Source organism: Streptomyces sp. NPDC005202, assembly GCF_040608235.1.
GTDB lineage: Bacteria > Actinomycetota > Actinomycetes > Streptomycetales > Streptomycetaceae > Streptomyces.
In genome coordinates, this window is the sequence record NZ_JBEXHW010000002.1 from 546,516 (window position 1) to 565,327 (window position 18,812).

At 67.5% G+C, this 18,812-nt stretch carries 8 protein-coding genes and 1 pseudogene; 2 read left to right on the plus strand and 7 right to left on the minus strand.

What is annotated here, in order from left to right; genetic code table 11:
* Positions 1–142: 142 nt before the first annotated feature.
* From ABZV31_RS06340 to ngcE, 5 genes are all read right to left on the minus strand, one after another.
* On the minus strand, positions 143–1,246 hold the full coding sequence (locus ABZV31_RS06340; protein ID WP_355889033.1) for a sugar ABC transporter substrate-binding protein: 1,104 nt from the start codon (positions 1,244–1,246) through the stop codon (positions 143–145).
* Positions 1,247–1,379: 133 nt separating this feature from the next.
* On the minus strand, positions 1,380–2,579 hold the full coding sequence (locus ABZV31_RS06345; RefSeq protein WP_355888852.1) for an ROK family transcriptional regulator: 1,200 nt from the start codon (positions 2,577–2,579) through the stop codon (positions 1,380–1,382).
* Between the two features lie 205 nt (positions 2,580–2,784).
* Positions 2,785–3,708, minus strand: coding sequence for a carbohydrate ABC transporter permease (locus ABZV31_RS06350; protein WP_355888855.1), 924 nt, complete (start codon positions 3,706–3,708; stop codon positions 2,785–2,787).
* Between the two features lie 4 nt (positions 3,709–3,712).
* On the minus strand, positions 3,713–4,639 hold the full coding sequence (locus ABZV31_RS06355) for a sugar ABC transporter permease (protein ID WP_355888858.1): 927 nt from the start codon (positions 4,637–4,639) through the stop codon (positions 3,713–3,715).
* 50 nt (positions 4,640–4,689) lie between these two features.
* Positions 4,690–6,135, minus strand: a complete 1,446-nt coding sequence (gene ngcE / locus ABZV31_RS06360) for an N-acetylglucosamine/diacetylchitobiose ABC transporter substrate-binding protein (protein WP_355888861.1) — start codon at positions 6,133–6,135, stop codon at positions 4,690–4,692.
* Between the two features lie 457 nt (positions 6,136–6,592).
* On the opposite strand from ngcE, the gene ABZV31_RS06365 reads away from it, so the two are divergent.
* A complete protein-coding gene (locus ABZV31_RS06365) occupies positions 6,593–10,393 on the plus strand; it encodes a GH92 family glycosyl hydrolase (protein WP_355888864.1) in 3,801 nt (1,266 codons plus the stop codon).
* A gap of 110 nt (positions 10,394–10,503) precedes the next feature.
* Here the strand turns inward: ABZV31_RS06365 and ABZV31_RS06370 are convergent.
* Positions 10,504–13,779: pseudogene (locus ABZV31_RS06370) on the minus strand (GH92 family glycosyl hydrolase).
* Between the two features lie 1,066 nt (positions 13,780–14,845).
* Here ABZV31_RS06370 and ABZV31_RS06375 point away from each other — a divergent pair.
* Positions 14,846–15,661 (plus strand): transposase, encoded by an 816-nt coding sequence (locus ABZV31_RS06375; RefSeq protein WP_355888867.1) that lies wholly within the window; start codon positions 14,846–14,848, stop codon positions 15,659–15,661.
* Positions 15,662–15,704: 43 nt separating this feature from the next.
* Here the strand turns inward: ABZV31_RS06375 and ABZV31_RS06380 are convergent, their stop codons facing one another.
* Complete coding sequence (locus ABZV31_RS06380; RefSeq protein WP_355888870.1) at positions 15,705–18,503, minus strand: aconitate hydratase; 2,799 nt, start codon at positions 18,501–18,503, stop codon at positions 15,705–15,707.
* Between the last annotated feature and the right edge of the window lie 309 nt (positions 18,504–18,812).

The following is an 18,812-nucleotide window of genomic DNA, read 5'->3' on the forward strand; positions in this document are numbered from 1 at the left end:
GGGAAGTGTTCCGTCCGGCGCCCCGCACGAGCTTGCGGGGCTGTCTGATACGCGGGGCGCCGGAGGAGTCTGTGGGCGCCTTCGTCCAGCCAGGGGAATTCCAAGAGCGTTTTCCCCTGGTTGGAAAGGCGCTTGCCGCTGCTTACTTCAGGCCGATCTTGTCGCAGGCCGACTTGTACTGGGCCGTGCAGATCTCGTTGACCGTGTAGACGCCGTCCTTGACGACGGTGTCCTTGATGTTGTCCTTGGTCAGCGAGGTGACCGGGACCAGCACGGACGGGATGCCCTTGTTGGTGGGGCTGTCGACCTTGTCCTTGGCGACGGAGGCGAGCGACTTGCCCTGTGCCAGGTAGACGGCCATCTCGGCGGCCGCGTCGGCCTCGGGGGCGTACGGCTTGTAGACGCTCATGTACTGCTCACCGGCGACGATGCGCTGCACACCCGCGAGCTCCGCGTCCTGGCCGGTGACCGGGATCTTGGAGATGCCGGCCGCCTTGAGCGCGGTGATGATACCGCCGGCCATGCCGTCGTTGGCGGAGTAGACGCCGATGATGTTCTTCTTGCCGAGAGCGGAGATGGCGCCCTCCATGTTGGAGTTGGCGTTCTCCGGCTTCCACTCCTTGGTGTCGTACTCCTTGCCGATGTTCACCTTGCCGTCGAGCACGGAGTGGGCGCCCTGCTTGAACTGCGCGGCGTTCGGGTCGGTGGACGACCCGTTCATCATGACGATCTTGCCGGACTTGGCCTTCGAACCGAGGGCCTTCAGCAGCGCCTCACCCTGGGTCTTGCCGACCGTCACGTTGTCGAACGACGTGTAGGCGTCGATCGGGCCCTGCGCCAGGCGGTCGTAGGCGACGACCGGGATGCCCGCGTCCTTGGCCTTCTGCACCGAGTTCCTGATGGCGGCGGCGTCCACGGCGTCGACGATCAGCACGTCCACCTTGTTGGTGATCATGGTGTCGACCTGCTGGTTCTGCAGGCTGGCGTCCTGCTTGGCGTTGGCGTAGACGACCGTGGCCTTGTTGTTGGTGAGCTCCTTGACCTTCTTCTCGATCAAGGGGCGGTCGAACTTCTCGTAGCGCGCGGTCTGGTTCTCCGGCAGGAGCAGACCGACCTTGATGTTGTCGCCCTTCTTGGCACCCGAGGACGACGAGGAAGAACCACCGCCGGACTCCTTGGCACTGCCACAGGCGGCCAGCGAGACAGCCATCGCACCAGCAGCAACGGCAACGGCGGCACGACGCATACGCGTGTTCACTTCAGAAACCTCCCTGACGAGGCCGCGTCGTTGCGGCCGAGGTGGCTGGAAGTCAACTCGGCCACACGTACGACGTCAAGAAGTAAATCCTTAACGAGATGGCAACGATGCCATCCGTTCTCTAAGTGAAGGCAGGGGTAGCCGCAGACAGCGTACCCTCCAAAAGGGTCGAATCACCCATCTCGCTGAGCGCGAGGGCGAGCGCCCCCAGCACCTCCGCACGGCCGCCAAGTGCCCCCGGAAGAATGGACAGTTGGCGCGCGGCGCTGGGGATGGCGTAGCGGCCGACGGACTCCCTGATCGGCCCGAGCACCAGCTCACCGGCCTCCGCGAGATCACCACCGAGGACCACCCGGCTGGGGTTCAGCAGATTGCACAGGTTTGCGACACCACTGCCGATGTGGCGGCCGACGTCGGCGATCACCCGACGGCAGCCGGGGTCACCGTCCCGAGCCAGTCGCACGACGCCTTCCATCGTCAGGTCGGTGCCGTGACTGGGCTGGAGCAGCGGGAGGACGTACCGCGCGGCAGTGAAGGTCTCCAGGCAGCCCCGGTTTCCGCAGCGGCAGACGGGGCCGGATTCATCAAGAGTGATATGTCCGATTTCACCCGCCGTGCCGCCGGGGCCGCGGTAGATCTTTCCATTGATCACCAGACCCGCGCCGACACCGCTGGCGACCTTGATGTACGCCAGGTCCTTCACGCCCCGGCCGCTGCCCCAGACGAGCTCGCCGAGGGCGCCCAGGTTGGCGTCGTTGTCCACGTGCACGGGCACGCCGAGCCGCTCCCGCAGCTCCTCGGCGGGCTTGGTGCCGGTCCAGCCCGGCAGGATGGCCGTGGAGCCCAGGGTGCCGGACTCGACGTCGATCGGTCCGGGCACGCCGAGACCCACGCCGGCGACCTTGGAGGGGTCGACCCCCGTTGCCGCGATCAGGCGATTGACCAGCTCTTCCGCCCGGTCGAAGCCCTGTGTCGAGGAGGCGTCGACGTCCAGCGGTTCGGACTCCTCGGCCAGCACCTGGTGGGCGAGGTTCCCGACCGCGACCCGCAAATGGGCGTGTCCGAAGTCGACGCCGATGACGATGCCGGCGTCGCTGCTCAGTGACACGCTGCGGGCCCGGCGGCCGCCCGCCGAGGTGGGCGTGACCTGGACCGTTCCGCCGTCCTTGAGCTCGCGCACGATGTTGGAGACCGTCGCCGCGGACAGGCCCGTGGTCCTCGCGATCTCCGCCTGCGTGAGGGACCCGGCCAGCCGCACGGCGCGTACGACCCGCTCCAGGTTGGCTCGGTGCAGCGACGACTGCGACCCTGGAGTCTCCACGACGACCTCCTGAGCGCGGGGCCGCTTCGGCGAGGCCCCGTCTGTGTCCAACTAGTGAACTCTAAGCTGAGCCGTTCGGATCGCCTCCCGTCAAGAGGTTGAACCGTTTCCGGGTCCTTGGACACACTGACGTACCCAGGCAGCGGGCACACGGACGCCGCCCCCGGCCTTGCGGGAGCGGCGTGGGCGCGAGGGCGGGCCGGTGCTACTTCAGAGCGCCCGCCGTCAGCCCCTGCACCACCTGGCGCTGGAAGATGATGTAGGCCGCGAGCACCGGCAGCATCGCCATCACCAGGCCGGCGAAGAGACCGGACCAGTCGCCCTTGTAGCCCTGGCTGACGGCCAGCTGCACCAGTCCCTGGGTGAGGACGTGCTTGTCGGGATCGGTGTTGAGCACCGTGGGCAGCATGTACTGGTTCCACTGCCCGAGAAAGTTGAAGATGCCCACGCTGATCAGGCCGGGCTTCGCCATGGGCAGCATGATCTGGAAGAACGTCCGGGTGTGCGAGGCCCCGTCGACGAACGCCGCCTCCGCCACCGAGGTCGGCAGCGTCCGGAAGAACGCGGTAAGGAAGAACACCGTGAACGGCAGCGAGTAGGCGATGTAGACCAGGATGAGCCCGTGGATCGTGTTCAGCAGCCCCATGTTGTTCACGACGTAGAACAGGGGAACCAGCGCCAGCATGATCGGAAAACTCATGCCGCCGACGAACAGGTAGTAGATGAAGCGGTTGCCCGGGAAGTCGAACCGAGCCAGCACGTAGGCCGCCATGGAGCCGAGCACCAGCGTGCCGATGAGCGAGCCGCCCACCACCAGGACGGTGTTGAGGAAGTAGTCGCTCATGTTGGCGTCGGTCCAGGCCCGCGACCAGTTGTCGAAGTGCAGCTTGTCCGGCAGCGACCAGGGCGAGCCGAAGATGGAGCTGTCGGTCTTGAAGGACGTCATCACCGCCCACACCAGCGGCAGGACCACCATGATCGCCCAGATGACGAGGATCCCGTGCGAGAAGACGTTGAGGACGGTGCCCTCCCTCTTCTCCCGGGGCGGCTTTTCGGCCACCGTGTCGATCTTGACGACGGCAGCACCGGACTCGGCCGGAACGGGGCCGGGGGTCTCGGTCGTTTTCATCTGATCAGAACTCCAGCCGCTCGCGCCGGCCCAGCCGCATCACGACGGCGGCAAATGCCAGGGTGACGATGAGCAGGGCGACGCCGATGGTGGTGGCGTAGGCGGCCTGACCGTCACGGAACGCCTTCTGGTACACGTACAGGACCATGACGGTGGTCGAGTAGTCGGGGCCACCCGGTCCGGTCGTCATGATCTGTACGACCGCGAACGACTCGGCACCGAGGGCGAGGATGCCCATGTAGACCCAGCCGGACTGCACGGTGTCCCACAGCAGCGGCAGGGTGATCCGGAAGAAGGTGGTGAACCTGTTGGCGCCGTCCAGCAGCGCGGCCTCGTACAGGTCCGCCGGAATGGAGGCCATCCCGGCGGAGAAGAGGACCACGAAGAAGCCGACCGTCGACCAGACGAGCACCGCCATGACGCACCACAGGGCGAGGTTCGGGTCGCCCAGCCACAGTGGCTGGACGCTGTCGAGCCCAATCCCTCGCAGCAGGGAGTTGATCGCGCCGCTGTCCGGGTTGTACGCGAAGGCGAACAACAGGGCGACGATCGCGATCGACAGCACCTGCGGGAAGAAGTAGACGATCTTGTAGAACGAGGAACCGCGGACACCGGAGACCACCGGCCCGCCCTTCCTCCGCCGTCCGCCCACATTGATCATGAAGGCGAAGAACAGCGCCAGACTGATCGTCACCAGCGGCAGCACCAACGCGAACAGCAGACTGTGCTGCAACGACTTCCAGAAGATCTCGTCGTCGAGCATCCTCTTGTAGTTGTCGAGGCCGACCATCTTGAATTCGGGGCTCAGGCCGGTCCAGTCCGTGAACGAGTAGTAGATGGACTGGATGAACGGCCAGACGACGAAGAGCGCGTAGAGCCCCAGGGGAACCGTCAGGAACCCCACGATGAACCGGTACTTGCCGTGCTGCATTTGCTACCGACCCCGATCTCTGGGCGGGTGTCGCCGCTGGTGACGGACCCTCACTGGTGCTTGTAGTGCTTGATCGACGTGTCCTTGGCGGCCTCGTCGGCAAAGCCCTGGATCTTCTTGATGGCCTCGGCCGGGGTGAGGCGGCCGGCCATCATCTCGCCGAGACAGGCCACACCGATCTTCTCCTTCTGCAGCTGCACGTACCAGTCCTGGAGCCGCGGATTCACCACGTTGGAGCCGGCCTTCTCCAGCGCCGCGACACCGGACTGCAGACCCGGGGTGAGGGTGATGCCGCTGGTGCCGCCGTTGTACGCGGTCAGCGACTTCACCTTGGCCGTGAAGTTCTTGGAGGACGCCTCGCTCAGCATGATGCGCAGTTGCTCCATGCCGCCCTCGGCGTTCTTGGCCTTGGCCGGGACGATGAAGGGCTCACCGCCGGAGGCCCAGATGGTGCCGAACGGCAGCTTGTCGGAGCTGTCGAGGCCGGTGGGCGCAGAGACGGCGAGGTTGAAGTCCTTCGGGATGACGTTCGCCGACTCGTTCTCCACCCAGGAGCCGTTCGGGATGAACAGCGCCTTGCCCTTCGCCCAGGCGGTCTGCGACTGGATGTGGTCGAGCCCCGGCGTGCCCTTGAGGATGTAGCCCTTCCTGTAGAGCTCGAAGTAGGCCTCGAAGCAGGCCTTGACCGCCGGGTGCTTCCAGGCGTTGGGCTCGAGGTTGTCGATGGCGTCGAGGACCTCGCGGCCGCCGACCTTGCCGATCATCGGGTAGAGCGAGAAGGGGATGTAGTACGGGTACTTGCCGGCGTACGTCCAGCCCGCCATGCCCTTCTTCTTGGCCTTCTCGCAGACCTTGAGCATTTCGTCCCAGGTCTCCGGATACTTCTCGTCGAGCGAGTCCAGGGCCTTCTGCGAGTACCAGACGCCGTAGACCGTGTAGGCGTAGTACAGGATCCAGACCGGCTTGCCGTCGAACTGGCCCATTTCCACGATGCCAGGGCGCAGCGTGTCACGGACCTTCTTGTTGGGGTCGTCGTACGACGGGGCGTCCAGCAGCGGGGTGAGGTCGGCGAGCTGGTTCTTGCCGACCAGGACGCCCATGTCCATCTGCTCGGCGCCGGAGTTGTCGATGAGGTCCGGCGGGTTGCCCTGGTTGAAGCGTGGCTGGAGCGTCGACTGGATCTTCTGGGTGGCGGAGAACTTCACCTTCGCCTTCGGGAAGTTCTGCTCGTAGATCTTCACGGCGTCCTGGGCGTACTCCTTGCCGAAGCCGCCGTCGAACAGTACGAATTCCATCTGTGCGGTGTCGTTGACACCGAGCGGGTTCTTCGAGGTCTTCTTTCCCGCTTTGGCCTTCCCCTGGTTGTCTCCGCCGCTACTGGCGCACGCGGACAGGAAGCTCATCGTGGGTACGGAGATCAAACCGAGGGCAGCGGACCGCTTGATCAGGTCCCGGCGGCCGACGCCTCCGTGGTTCTCGGCGGAAGTGGATCCCATGCTCAAGTCCTCGCCTTCTCCAGGACTCAGGCGGTGAACCGGATCCTCCCCGGCACCGCGGTCAGGGCAAGCTGGGTCGTGCAGGAAGTACTTCGTGCGTCATCTACCGGGATCAGTTGGAAAACAAGGAGGCTGGCGCGTTTCGCACGTCGAACCACCCTTTCCGGCTCCCCCCGGGCCCGCTTCCGGCCGGTCGAACGGCTACGCGGACGCCGACAGGTATAGTCCACTTCCCGCCGGCGGAGCAAGATCAAATGCAAGTTTGGCTGTCGGTCTTTTCCGAGTTGAGACCTCGCGGAAATATGGGCTGTCTGTGTGTTCCACGTCGGATAAATCCGCGGCTTTGCGCCCGAATGCCCCACCCAACGCCCTTGACATCACCGGCCACTTGACTTCCTACTGGTCCTTACGCACTGAAGCTGACAACGTTGTCCAGTGTGCAGGGAGGGGTCCTCGTATGCAGCGAAGAGCGCGACACAGATGGGGTACGGCGGTCGTCATCGCGGCCGCCTTCGTCATGGCGGCGGGCTCGCAGGGGGCGGCGGTCGCCCTGCCCGGCAAGGCCCCTGCCGCCGACCGGGAGTTCGCCTCCTCGTTCGAGGCGGGCGATCCGGCGCCGGACTGGCTGAACACGGTCGACACCGCGCCGGACGGCAGCAAACGCGCCTCGGGCGTCGACGGCGGCTACACCACCGGCATTCCGGGCAATGTGGACGACCACGTCACCGATGTCCGGGCCAGCGGGGAGAACACGGGCGCGGGCGAGGTGAAGGAGAACCTCGTCGACAGCGAGTCCGGCACCAAGTGGCTGACGTTCGAGCCCACCGGCTGGGCCGAGTTCGACCTCGACAAACCAGAAAAAATAGTTAAATACGCTCTCACGTCCGCCAATGACTACGCCGAACGTGACCCGAAGGACTGGACGCTTCAGGCCTCCACCGACGGCAAGGACTGGAAGACCGTCGACACCCGCACCGGCGAGACCTTCTCCGAGCGGTTCCAGACGAAGACGTACGACCTCGCCGCGCCGGCCGGGTACCAGCACTTCCGGCTCGACATCACGAAGAACAACGGCGCCGACATCCTTCAGCTCGCCGACGTCCAGTTCTCCACGGGCGGCAGCGGCGGACCGGTCCCGCAGGACATGCTCTCGCTGGTCGACCGCGGCCCGAGCGGCTCGCCGACCGCGAAGGCGGGCGCGGGCTTCACCGGAAAGCGGGCGCTGCGCTACGCCGGGCGGCACACGGCGAGCGGGCGGGCGTACTCGTACAACAAGGTCTTCGACGTCAACGTCAAGGTCGCCCGCGACACCCAGCTGTCGTACCGCATCTACCCCTCGATGGCGGACGACGACCACGGCTACGACGCCACGAACGTCGCCGTCGACCTGGCCTTCACCGACGGCACCTATCTGAGCCAGTTGGGCGCGACCGACCAGCACGGCTTCGCGCTGACCCCGCAGGGGCAGGGCGTGGCCAAGACGCTGTACGCCAACCAGTGGAACAACGTCGCCTCCCGGATCGGGTCGGTCGCGGCCGGCAAGACGGTGGACCGCATACTTCTGGCGTACGACTCCCCCGGCGGCCCGGCGAAGTTCCGCGGCTGGCTGGACGACGTGGCGATCAGGCCGGTCGCCCCCGAGAAGCCGAAGGCGCACCTGTCCGACTACGCGCTGACCACCCGCGGCACCAACTCCAGCGGAAGCTTCTCGCGCGGCAACAACTTCCCGGCGACCGCGCTGCCGCACGGTTTCAACTCCTGGACTCCGGTGACGAACGCGTCCTCTCTGAGCTGGCTGTACGAGTACGCGCGCGCGAACAACGACGACAACCTGCCGACGATCCAGGCGTTCAGCGCGAGCCACGAGCCGAGCCCCTGGATGGGCGACCGGCAGACCTTCCAGGTGATGCCGTCCGCCGCGTCCGGCACCCCGGACACCGGCCGCACGGCCCGCGCGCTCGCCTTCCGGCACGAGAACGAGACCGCGCGCCCCTACTATTACGGGGTGCGGTTCGAGAACGGGCTGAAGGCGGAGATGACGCCGACCGACCACGCGGCGGTCCTGCGCTTCACCTACCCGGGCCAGGACGCGAACGTGCTCTTCGACAACGTCACCGAGCAGGCGGGCCTCACCCTCGACAAGGCAGGCGGCATCGTCACCGGCTACTCGGACGTGAAGTCGGGCCTGTCGACGGGGGCGACCCGGCTTTTCGTGTACGGGGTGTTCGACAAGCCCGTGACGGACGGTTCCTCGAGCGGGGTCAAGGGCTACCTGCGCTTCGACGCGGGCGCGGACCACACGGTCACCCTGCGCCTGGCCACCTCGCTGATCAGCATCGACCAGGCGAAGGACAACCTGCGCCAGGAGATCCCGGACGGCACCTCCTTCGACACGGTCAGGGCACGGGCCCAGCGGGCCTGGGACCGGATCCTCGGCAAGGTCGAGGTCGAGGGCGCGACGCCGGACCAGCTGACGACGCTGTACTCCAGCCTGTACCGGCTGTACCTGTACCCCAACTCGGGCTTCGAGAAGGTGGGCGGCACCTACCGGTACGCCTCCCCCTTCTCACCGATGCCGGGTCCGGACACCCCCACGCACACCGGCGCGAAGATCGTCGACGGCAAGGTGTACGTGAACAACGGCTTCTGGGACACGTACCGGACGACCTGGCCGGCGTACTCGTTCCTGACGCCGAGCCAGGCCGGTGAGATGGTCGACGGCTTCGTGCAGCAGTACAAGGACGGCGGCTGGACCTCGCGCTGGTCCTCCCCCGGGTACGCGGACCTGATGACCGGCACGTCGTCGGACGTCGCCTTCGCCGACGCGTACGTCAAGGGCGTCGGCTTCGACGCGAAGGCGGCGTACGACGCGGCTCTGAAGAACGCGACCGTCGTGCCCCCGTCGTCGGGCGTGGGCCGCAAGGGCATGAGCACCTCGCCCTTCCTCGGCTACACCAGCACCGACACGCACGAGGGCCTGTCGTGGGCGATGGAGGGCTACGTCAACGACTACGGCATCGCGAAGATGGGCCAGGCCCTGTACCGGAAGACGGGCGAGAAGCACTACAAGGAGGAGGCGCAGTACTGCCTCAACCGCGCCCAGGACTACGTGAAGCTGTTCGACTCCAGGGCGGGCTTCTTCCAGGGCCGGGACGACCAGGGCAACTGGCGCATGGACTCGGCGAAGTACGACCCGCGCATGTGGGGCTACGACTACACCGAGACCGACGGCTGGGGCTACGCCTTCACGGCCCCGCAGGACAGCCGTGGCCTGGCGAACCTGTACGGCGGCCGGTCGGGGCTGGCGGACAAGCTCGACAAGTACTTCGCCACGCCGGAGACGGCCTCCCCGGAGTTCGTCGGCTCCTACGGCGGGGTCATCCACGAGATGACGGAGGCGCGGGACGTGCGGATGGGCCAGTACGGTCACTCCAACCAGGTCGCACACCACGTGATCTACATGTACGACGCGGCCGGGCAGCCGTGGAAGGCGCAGGCGAAGGTCCGTGAGGTGCTCTCCCGCCTCTACGTCGGCAGCGAGATCGGCCAGGGCTACCACGGCGACGAGGACAACGGCGAGCAGTCGGCCTGGTACGTCTTCTCCGCGCTCGGCTTCTACCCGCTGGTGATGGGCAGCGGCGAGTACGCCATCGGCTCCCCGCTGTTCACCAAGGCGACCGTGCACCTCGAGAACGGCCGGGACCTGGTGATCAAGGCGCCGCGGAACAGCGGGAAGAACGTGTACGTGCAGGGCGTGCGGCTGAACGGCCGTACCTGGACGTCGACGTCCCTGCCCCACTCGGTGATCTCGAAGGGCGGGGTCCTGGAGTTCGACATGGGTCCGCGGCCGTCGTCGTGGGGCACCGGCAAGAACGCGGCGCCCGTTTCCATCACGACTGACGACAAGGCACCGACGCCGCGGGCGGACGTCCTGAAGGGTGACGGCGCCCTGTTCGACGACACGTCGGCGACGGACGCGACGGTCACGACGGTGGACCTGCCGGTGAACGGCGCCACCAAGGCCGTCCAGTACACCCTGACGTCCGCCACGGACCGCACGAAGGCCCCGACCGGCTGGACCCTCCAGGCCTCGACGGACGGCACGACCTGGAAGACGCTGGACAGGCGCTCCGGCGAGTCCTTCGCCTGGGACAAGCAGACCCGCCCCTTCACGATCGCCGCCCCGGGCACCTACCAGAAGTACCGCCTGGTCCTCGACGGCGAGTCGACACTCGCGGAGGTGGAACTCCTGGCCTGACACACGGCGACATGACAGAGGGGCGGGCCCGGAGGTCACTCCGGGCCCGCCCCGTCGTTCGGGGCTCCGTCAGGGAGGAGACGGCTCCTCCTTCTCCACGCGGGCGGCTGTCAGCCCACTGCGAGGGTGAAGACGTGCAGGTCCGTGTTGGTCGGGAGCTTCACGGTCCTGATCTGCTTGCCTGCCGGGGCCTCGAAGGGCTGGGTGGCGAAGACGTACGTGGTCACCGGGTCCTTGTCGGCGCCCGCGACGTTGCGGTACGCGGTCTTGGCGACGATCTCGTTGCCGTACTGGACGGTTCCTCCGCCTCCGCCGACGGTCCAGTCGGTGAAGGCGAGGTCGACGGTGTCGGTGGTGCCGTCGGTGTAGGTGACGGTCGCCTTGGTCTGCTGGTTGCCGTTGACCGCGCTGCCGAGGAAGGACAGCTTGCCTGCCGGAGCGGGCAGTTCGATCGACTGGCCGGCCGCGGACGCGTTGTCGGGGCGGCCGCTCGGCGAGTTCGGCCAGGTGAAGGTCAGGCCGTCCACCGTGCCCTGCCCGCCCGGGCTCAGACCGGCCGCGGCGAGGGCCTGTCGGGAGTAGCTCCAGCCGCCGCCGTCGTAGTCGGCCTCGTCGTGGTCGCCCTCGTCGTCCGAGATGCCGGTGTTGTTGCAGGCCGCGAGGAGGGACCCCGGGGCGGCCACCGTCAGCGACACCGGTTGCTCGTACGACGTGCCGTCCGACGTCACCGTGACCTTCACGTCGTGGAAGCCCTGCTTGATGTCCTTGGCGGAGGCGAGGGTGATCTCCTGGGAGCCGTCGGCCACCGTTCCCTCGGCGGGCGTCGCCGTGATCCCCTCCGGGGTCTCCACCCGGAAGCGAACCTCCGGACCCGTGCCGCCACTCAGCGACAGGGCACGGATGCCCACCTTCGTGCTGTCCCCGGGTGCGATCGTCGCCGTGGTGGGGCCCACGCCTATCTGGTACGGCTGCTCGCCCTGCCGGAAGGACGGCGGGGCGTCGGACGGGTCGCTCCCCCACGCGCGGTTCGGGGTGCCGGAGAGGGTGTAGTCCAGCCGGCCGCCGTCGCGTACGAAGGAGGCCGGGAGCCACGGACGGTCACTCGCGCGGCCGTCGACCTTCAGCGACTGGACGTACGGCGACCCGGCCGCCGCTCCCGTCGCCCGGATGGAGATGTCGTTGCCGTTCGGGCGGTTGATCTCGATCCGCTCGAACAGCGGTGAGGCGAGGACGAGTTCGGCGCGGGACGGCACCTGCGGGTACATGCCGAGCGCCGAGAAGACGTACCAGGACGACATCGCGCCGAGGTCGTCGTTGCCGGGGATGCCGCCCGGCTGCGTCGACCACAGCTGCTTCATCGCTGCCCGGACCGTCTCCTGCGCCTTGTAGGGCGCGCCCGCGTAGTCGTACAGGTAGGGGACGTTGATCGACGGCTCGTTGTCCAGTTCCGACTTGTCGCCGCCGCTGCCGGTGAAGGCCCAGCCACCGTCGGCGTTGTGGAAGAAGGCGTCCAGGCGGGCCAGTGCCCTGTCCCGGCCGCCCATCGCCGCGAACAGGCCGGCCGGGTCGTGCTGGACCATCCAGGTGTACTGGGCCGCCGTGCCCTCCACGAAGCCGTTGCCGGTGTCCGGGGTGAAGCCGGTGACCCAGCTGCCGTCGGCCCTGCGGTTGGCGACGTAGCCGCCGGAGGGGTCGGCCGCGATGTTGAAGTTGTTCTGCCACCACTGGGCGCGGCGCGCGAAGGTGGCTGCAGTGTCCTTCTCCCCTGCCGCCGTGGCGAGCTGGGAGAGGGAGAAGTCCGCGGTGGACATTTCCAGCGTCTCCGCGGCGCCGCCCCAGGCGTTGGAGACGGAGGGCATGTAGTGGTGGGCCAGGTACTTGTCCAGCGAGGGACGTTGGCCGACCGACAGCACCGGCTTGCCCGCCGCCGACAGGTCCTGCTGCGTTGGCACCGTCGCCGCCTTCACCAGCGACGCCAGCGCACCGCGCAGGTCGAAGTCGGTGCCCCCGAACGCGCGGATGCCGGCGAGGACGGTGGGTGAGGGGTCGCCGTTCATGACGTGCGTGCCGCTCGCGCCGTGCAGCCAGCGGTCCCAGATGCCCTCGTTCTGCCGGGCGAGCTCGTACAGGGACTGCGCGACGTCCGAGCCGGTGCGCGGGCTCAGCAGGGTCAGCAGCTGCACCTGGTCGCGGTAGACGTCCCAGCCCGAGAAGGTGCCGTACTGCGCCTGGTGACTGCGGCCCACGGTGTGCACCTCGCCGTCACTGCCCCGGTATCTGCGGTCCGCGTCGCTGATCACGTTCGGGTGCAGCAGGGCGTGGTAGAGCGCGGTGTAGAAGGTGGTGCGCTCGTCGTCCGTGCCGCCGCCCACCCTGATCGCGGCCAGCCGGTCGCGCCAGGCGCGGCGGGCCGCGTCCTTCACCGAGTCGAAGGAGCGCCGCGGCGGGTTCTCCGCCGCCAGGTTCGCCTCCGCGCCCGCCTGGCTGACGTACGAGATGCCGACCTTCACGCCGACCGGGCCGGTGCCGGGCGCGAACTCGACCTAGCCGCCCGCGCCCTTGCCCGCCACAGGACGCCCGCCGGCCGAGAAGCCGCCCGTGCCGCCGGACGCCGACGTCGAACCCGGGCTCAGCTTGTCGTCCTGCCAGGTGCCCGTCGCCTTGAAGGGGCGGTCGAAGCGGGCGGTGAAGTACAGGGTGTAGTAGGCGCGCCGCCCCTCGGGGTCGAGGTAGCCGCAGAAGTTTCCGGAGGTGACGGAGCCGGAGACCGTGCGCTTCGCCGGGTCGATGGTGACCGACGAAGCGGTGGAGCCCACCTCGGAGTTGGCGGTACGGATCAGGAGGGAGGCGGGCTTGTCGGCCGGGTAGGTGAAGCGGGCCGAGCCCGTGCGCGCCGTTGCCGTGAGGTCGGCCATGACGCCGGAGGCCAGGCCCACCGTGTACCGGCCGGGCTCGGCGGTCTCGTCGGCGTGGCGGAAGTCGGAGGCGTAGACGGCGTCCTTGGTGTCACTGGCCGGCGAGGAGGTGACCTCTCCGGCGTACGGGAAGAACGGGATGTCGCCGCTGCCTCCCGCACACCCCGTGCCGGACATGTGGGTCAGGCTGAAGCCGCGGATGCGGGTGGCGTCGTACTGGTAGCCGCCGGGCGCGGCCGTTCTCGTGGCGTCGCCACGGGTGTTCTCCGGGCTGAAGGAGAGCATGCCGAACGGGACGACGGCGCCCGGGAAGACGTTGCCGCCGTTCCTGGTACCGATCAGCGGATCGACGTACGCGGTGGGGTCCTTGACCAGATCGGGAGGTGGTGCGGCGGTCGCCGCGAGGGCGGGGGTGGCGCCGCCGACCGCGAGCACCGCGGCCAGCAGCAGGGACGTGGGACGGAAACGCATGACGCGGCCCTCCTCCTTCGGACGGGTCGCGCACCACAGGTCGCACAAGCCGCAGGGACAGTAACCTGCGCGGGCGGTACCACGGAAGACCGCGTACCGGTGCACAGGCCCGCGCTCGCACCCACACGGGTGGCGCTCCCTCAACTGGGTTGACATCGTTGTCGGTTGAGGCGATACAGTCATGTACAGACCATCACGACAACGTTGTCGCACCCCAGCGTCAGCACAAGCCACGCACACCCGGGCAGGCGCCTTCCCCCCTTCGCCCGCCCGGCTCGCGGACCCGGTGGTCCACGGCTCGACCACCGGGTCCGCCCGAGCGGCCACCAACCGCCCTGCGCTCAGCGGCCGTCCAGCCGACCTGGCAGGGCGCCGGGCGGGGGCTCGGCCGGGTTGGCCGGGTTGGCCGGGACATGGATGCCCTGACCTCGGCATGGCCGCCGTCGATGTCGACCCCGGAGGCAAAGCAGTCAGCTGGGCTCACCCGGACAGTCAACCGACTCTCGCACACGTGCCCGTAACCCATTCGCCTCCGCGGCGTTAGTCAGTTTGTAGAGGGGGTGGCCCATGAGGGCAGATTCCGGGCGGAAATATCGCGCCTACCCGCGCGCAGACCGGGAGAGAATCCTGAGCGATTGGGTGCACGATGCGCGGGCCTTCTGGAACCTCGCCGTGGAGCACCGTCTGATGGCAGGCCGTAAACATGATGGAAGTTGGGTATGGTCAGCGGAGCAGTGCACCCTGTTGACCGAGATCCAAATGACCCCGACCGCTCCATCAACTGGATTCGTGACCTCCCCGCGCAGTCCGGGCAGCAGATTCTGCGTCGCCCTGATCGCGCTTTCGTCAACATGGCCAATCCGGAGCATCCGGCGGGACCACCCGTCTTCAAGCGCCGCAGTGATCGGATGGGCATCCCCTTCACGGGCGAGGCCGTTCAGTTCCGCAAGCTCAACCGGCACTGGGCGGAAGTCCGCTTCCCGCTTCTTGGTTGGCTGAGGATCCGCCTTTCGCGCGCCCTGGGTGGGAGCATTCGCAACGCGACGATCGCCCGTAACGGACTCGGATGGCACGTTTCTCTCGGAGTGCACTCCGGTCTCTCGGAGTGCACTCCGGAATCAAGCCGACTGCCCCCAACGGTCGGCCCGGCTGCGGCGTCGACTTCGGAGTGTCCATCTCAGCCTGGGTATCCACGGAACCTGAGGGGTGGTCCATGCGGCCCACACTGACAGCGGGAGAGGAACGACGCCTCACGGCTCTGGAACAGCGAAAGGCTCGACAAATCGCGTATGCCAAGAAGTACAACCACGGCAGGCGCTCAAATCGACTCAACCGCACCATCGCCGCCATCGCAGCCCTTCGGGCTCGGCAAGCCAGAAGAAGACTCGACTTCACCCACAAGTTGACCACTGATTTGGCCAAGAACCACGGCTTCGTCGGAATCGAAGACCTGCGCGTGAAGAATATGACCGCGTCAGCCAGTCACTCTCAGGCCGCGGCGAGAGGAAAGAAGGGAAAGCAGAAAGCGGGACTCACCCGAGCGATCCTGGACAATGCCCCTGACGAACGACGCCGTCAACTGGCATACAAATGCCCGCTCTACCGAAGCGAACTACGTCCCGTCTCGGCCCGAGGAACGTCCCAAACATGTCCGTCTTGCGGGAAACGCGACCCCAAGAACCGTCTCCATCGCGGGCGAGAATTCGCTTGCGTTCACTGCGGACACATTGACCACGCGGATCGCGTCGCCTCGATAGAGATCGAGGCCCGTGCACGCCGGATGGGCGACACGGTTATCAAAGGCACGCGCAGTCTCCGCACGGAGGCAAGAGGCCCTGCACGGGGCACTCGGATGCGTGCAGCGCCGGCCGCCGCCCGATGACGGGCGGCGGCCGGAACCCTTGGCATTCATGCCAAGGGGCACATCACTTGCGGATCAGGCTGCGCAGCACGTACTGCATGATGCCGCCGTTGCGGTAGTAGTCGGCCTCACCGGGGGTGTCGATGCGGACCACCGCGTCGAACTCGACACCGGTGTCGGTGGTGACCTTAACCGTGCGCGGCGTGCGGCCCTCGTTGAGCTCGGTGACGCCGGAGATGGAGAAGGTCTCCTCGCCGGTCAGGCCGAGGGACTCGGCGTTCTGGCCCTCCGGGAACTGCAGCGGCAGGACACCCATGCCGATGAGGTTCGAGCGGTGGATGCGCTCGTAGGACTCGGCGATGACGGCCTTGACGCCGAGCAGCGCGGTGCCCTTCGCGGCCCAGTCGCGGGACGAGCCGGAGCCGTACTCCTTGCCGGCCAGGACGACCAGCGGGATGCCCTGCTCGATGTAGTTGCGCGAGGCGTCGTAGATGAAGGTGACCGGGCCGCCCTCCTGCGTGAAGTCACGCGTGTAGCCGCCCTCGGTGCCCGGCGCGATCTGGTTGCGCAGGCGGATGTTGGCGAACGTACCGCGGATCATCACCTCGTGGTTGCCGCGGCGGGAGCCGTACGAGTTGAAGTCGCGGCGGTCGACGCCGTGCTCGGTGAGGTACTTGCCCGCCGGGGTGTCGGCCTTGATGGCGCCGGCCGGGGAGATGTGGTCGGTGGTGACCGAGTCGCCCAGCTTGGCGAGCACCCGGGCGCCGGCGATGTCCTCGACCGGGGCCGGCTCCATCTGCATGCCGTCGAAGTACGGGGGCTTGCGGACGTAGGTGGACTCCGGGTCCCACTCGAAGGTGTCGCCGGTCGGGATCGGCAGCGCCTGCCACTGGGCGTCGCCCGCGAAGACGTCCTGGTACGACTTGTTGAACATGTCGCCGCCGATGGCGCCCGCGATGACCTCGTTGACCTCGGCCTCGGAGGGCCAGATGTCCTTCAGGTAGACCGGGTTGCCGTCCTTGTCGGTGCCCAGCGGCTCGCGGGTGATGTCCACCTTCATGGAACCGGCGATCGCGTAGGCCACGACCAGCGGCGGGGACGCCAGGTAGTTCATCTTGACGTCCGGGTTGATGCGGCCCTCGAAGTTGCGGTTGCCGGAGAGGACCGACACGACGGCGAGGTCGTTGTCGTTGACCGCCCGGGAGATCTCCTCCGGCAGCGGGCCGGAGTTGCCGATGCAGGTGGTGCAGCCGTAGCCGACGAGGTTGAAGCCCATCTTCTCCAGGTACGGAGTCAGGCCGGCCTTGTCGTAGTAGTCCATGACGACCTTGGAGCCCGGCGCGAGGGTGGTCTTGACCCACGGCTTGCGGGTCAGGCCCTTCTCGACCGCCTTCTTGGCCACCAGCGCGGCGCCGACCATCACGGACGGATTGGAGGTGTTGGTGCAGGAGGTGATGGCCGCGATGGCCACGGCACCGTGGTCGATCTCGAAGGTCGAGCCGTCGGCGCCGGTGACGGTGACCGGGTTGGACGGGCCGGCGCCGGGGACGACGGCCGAGTGCTGCGGGGCGCCCGCGCCGTTCTCCTCGTGGCCGTAGGCCGGGGCGTCGCTGGCCGGGAAGGACTCGTCGCTCGCCTCGTCCACCGGGGAGGCGGCCAAGCCGTTGTCGCCGGAGGGCTCGGCCTGGACGTAGTTGAGGACGTCGCTCCTGAACTGCTCGGCGGCGTTGGCCAGGACGATGCGGTCCTGCGGACGCTTCGGGCCGGCGATGGACGGGACGACCGTGGACAGGTCCAGCTCGAGCTTCTCGGAGAAGTCCGGCTCGGCCTTCGGGTCCAGCCAGAGGCCCTGCTCCTTGGCGTAGGCCTCGACGAGCGCGACCTGCTGCTCGCTGCGGCCGGTCAGGCGCAGGTAGTTGAGGGTCTCGTCGTCGATCGGGAAGATCGCGGCGGTGGAGCCGAACTCCGGCGACATGTTGCCGATGGTGGCGCGGTTGGCCAGCGAGGTGGCGGAGACGCCCTCGCCGTAGAACTCGACGAACTTGCCGACCACGCCGTGCTTGCGCAGCATCTCGGTGATGGTCAGCACCAGGTCGGTTGCGGTGGTGCCGGTGGGCAGCTCGCCGGTGAGCTTGAAGCCGACGACACGCGGGATGAGCATGGAGACCGGCTGGCCGAGCATGGCGGCCTCGGCCTCGATGCCGCCGACGCCCCAGCCGAGGACGCCGAGGCCGTTGACCATCGTGGTGTGGGAGTCGGTGCCGACCAGGGTGTCGGGGTACGCCTTGCCGTCGCGGACCATGACGACGCGGGCCAGGTGCTCGATGTTGACCTGGTGGACGATGCCGGTGCCCGGCGGGACGACCTTGAACTCGTCGAAGGCGGTCTGGCCCCAGCGCAGGAACTGGTAGCGCTCCTTGTTGCGGCCGTACTCCAGCTCGACGTTGACCTTGAAGGCGTCGTTCGTGCCGAACTTGTCGGCGATGACGGAGTGGTCGATGACCAGCTCGGCCGGAGCGAGCGGGTTGATCTTCGCCGGGTCGCCGCCGAGCTCCTTGACGGCCTCGCGCATGGTGGCGAGGTCGACGACACAGGGCACGCCGGTGAAGTCCTGCATGATCACGCGGGCCGGCGTGAACTGGATCTCCTGCGACGGCTGGGCCTGGGAGTCCCAGGTGCCGAGGGCGCGGATGTGGTCGGCGGTGATGTTCGCGCCGTCCTCGGTGCGGAGCAGATTCTCCAGCAGGACCTTCAGGCTGTAAGGCAGTCGGGCCGAGCCCTCGACCTTGTCAAGCCGGAAGATCTCGTACGACTCGTCGCCCACCTGCAGCGTGCTGCGGGCGTCGAAGCTGTTCGCCGACACGGCAGTCTCCTTCATTTATGTACGCGTACCACCGCAATCCTGCCGCCACGCCGTCTCGGCCGATCCGCTAAGGTAAGGCTAAGTTAGGTAGCCCTTACCGGAGTGACGGCTGCGGTGCGCCTCGGCAGATATCTCGATGTCGAGATAACTCTAGTACATGGGAGCCGGATGGTCATGCCCGGGCTTGCCGTGTGATCTCTCGCGGCGAAGGTTGAGCATTGTCACCGAAGGCTGGTGACCGCTAGGTTTTCTCACCGAAGGTTGAGTGATCGTTTACGGCTGACTGTCTGGGGAGACGGTGGGGGAACC